2 protein-coding genes and 1 pseudogene are annotated in these 2,362 nt (G+C 66.9%); 1 reads left to right on the forward strand and 2 read right to left on the reverse strand.

Translation table 11 applies throughout. From position 1 onward, the window contains the following. Window positions 1-314, reverse strand: a pseudogene (locus R1101_RS28025) (hypothetical protein); the annotation flags it as partial. Window positions 315-894: 580 nt separating this feature from the next. Between R1101_RS28025 and R1101_RS30765 the strand changes: the two are divergent. Then, complete coding sequence (locus tag R1101_RS30765) at window positions 895-1,047, forward strand: hypothetical protein (protein ID WP_016935306.1); 153 nt, start codon at window positions 895-897, stop codon at window positions 1,045-1,047. 97 nt (window positions 1,048-1,144) lie between these two features. Here R1101_RS30765 and R1101_RS0121470 read toward each other — a convergent pair. Beyond that, window positions 1,145-2,362, reverse strand: a 1,218-nt coding sequence (locus R1101_RS0121470; protein WP_232284806.1) for a glycoside hydrolase family 26 protein, incomplete at its 5' end; no start/stop codon positions are given.

A 2,362-nucleotide genomic window follows, 5' to 3' on the forward strand; every position in this document is an offset into this window, starting at 1 on the left:
GCCAGTGCCCGATACAGCTCGCTGTGCTCGAGCAGTTCGCTGTGGGTGCCGACGGCGTGGACACGTCCGTCGTCGAGGACGACGATCTGGTCGGCGTCGAGCACGGTGGCCGGCCGGTGCGCGACGATCACCACGGTGTGCCGGCCGCCGACGGTCTCGAGGGCGTGGTGGAACAACTCCTCGTTGCGACTGTCCAGGCTCGAGGTGGGCTCGTCGAGACGCAGATTGTCGCGGACACTGCCCGCCACCGCGTGCCTGTGCTGCTCGACGTAGCCGATGCCGGCGCGGGGGCGGACAAAGGGGTCCGCGTCCACCCCCGGACAGGGGCGGACGCGGACTACGGCTGCGGCAGGGATGAGGTCAGAGCACGATGCCCAGTGCTGCGAGCAGGCCGCCGAGGGTCAGGGCGAGAGATCCGAGAAGCATGTGCAATCCTCCTGAAGCAGTTCGGGATCGGGTGGTGCATCCGGTGTCGGACGCTGATCCGGGGATAGCCCGCTGTGTCTTCTTCGACACCTGATCTGGGTCGAAGTGACCTGTTCGTTATCGATCGAGGTCCTCGCTGCGGTTCGTCCCGATGCGCCGGCCGAGACGAGTGACGACCCAGAAGCAGTGCCACAGCACCATGTCCCCCACCGGTCCTCCTGATCCGACCATGCGACCTCAGTGACAACTCGCTGGTGGCACCGGTCCTCGCGAGACATCAACCGGTGTGATCACCGATCGTCGGTGACATCGACATCGGCATCGAACCCTGCCCGGGTCATCGCCAGGCGTGACGAGCAGGTCATCGTCGAGGGATCACGGCAGTGTGTCCTGAGGGCGGGATGAAACCTCGGGTAAATATTCCTACCGGACGGTAACATCGCGCGGACTCGGACCGTTGTCCATCTCGTGACCGTCCTGCTGTGCGTCCTGCTTACCTGGATCGCCGTCGCCGCGATCCTCGCCGTTGTCTTCGGCCGCGTCATCCGTGCCCGCGATCGACGCGAGATCTCACCCCCGCTCGACCGGCCCGATGACGAGCAGTGGCGCAACGCCGGATAGACAAAGCGATGATTGTCGTACGAAAGGAAACCCCCGCGCGCCGGCACACGACGGTTGGTGCTGTAACCGAGTTGCCCGTCCCACGGGACAGCGGTGGTCATGATCCGGGCTGGTTCGGTGTGCAGGGCCGATCGGGGCCGTACCGAAGCCATTGCGGCAGTGCCGCGGTGAACGCCGTCCGCAGGTGCGGGTCGTCGGTGACGGTCCAGTCCACTCGCGCGTCGACCTCGGGTTCGTATTTGTCCCACTCGAACCAGTTGATCATCTTCAACTGCGGAAAACGCCGCGGCACGGTCGGGTCGAACACCTGCTGCCACCAGGCCTGCTTGAGCTCGAACTCGGCGGCCTGCCCCGCCCCGGCCGCGGTGTTGTACAACGCCCCGGTCTCGACGAGCGCCACCGGCTTGCCGTGTTCGACTCCGTAGCGGGTGTAGAAATCCGGGACGACGGTGTCGTCACCCCCGGCACCGACGTAGCTGCCGGTCAGCTGCGCGGCGAGCTTGCCGGGTTCGGGCAGCTCGTTCTCCCCCCAGGGGTAGGCCGCGCCCCAGTGATACAACGACATGCCCACCCAGTCCACCGCCTCGTCACCGGGATAGTACGGCGCATACGGATCGTCCGCCGACGTCAATGACCCATCGCCATCGGTATCGAGCGCGGCCCGCGCCGCACTACCCGGGGCAGCCTCGAACTGTCCGCCGCCGAAGGGATAACCACCGCCGTAATTCGGCGCCCACATCATCGCCGACTCCGGTGCCAGCTCGTGTACCGCTGCCGCGACCGTGCGGAACATCTCCACATACCCTGACGGTTGCTGCCCCCACGGATACCAGGACCCGTTCATCTCGTGCGCCAGACGCACGATCACCGGCACCCCGGTGGCGTTGAACTCGGCCAGATCCGCCGCCAACTGCCGCGCCACCTTCTCGGTGACGGCGTCGAGACCGGCGAACGGTTCGAGCGTCAGCAGCAGAATCTGCCCGTCGGTGCGGACCTGCTCGACCGCCCGGACCAGGTCGGCACGTTGAGTGTCGGTGTACGGCAGATCCGTGAACGTCACTGTCACCGCCGGCCGGTGCCCGAGATCGGCGGCGTATTGCGCCAGCGTCTTACGCTCGAAGTCGAGATTGACCCCCCACCACACCCCCGGCCCGTCCGGTGGTTCCTGGGCACTGACACACGCCGGCGCCGGAGGCATCTGCGCCTGACTGCGGTGCTCGACGTCGCGGACCACGTTCAGCGTCCCCCACCCGGCCACCGCCGCCACGATCATCGTCGGCACCAGAAACGGCCGGAACTGCTCCCACCGACGTCT

Origin of the sequence: Rhodococcus sp. R1101, from assembly GCF_000278445.1 — a bacterium.
Taxonomy (GTDB): domain Bacteria; phylum Actinomycetota; class Actinomycetes; order Mycobacteriales; family Mycobacteriaceae; genus Rhodococcus; species Rhodococcus gordoniae.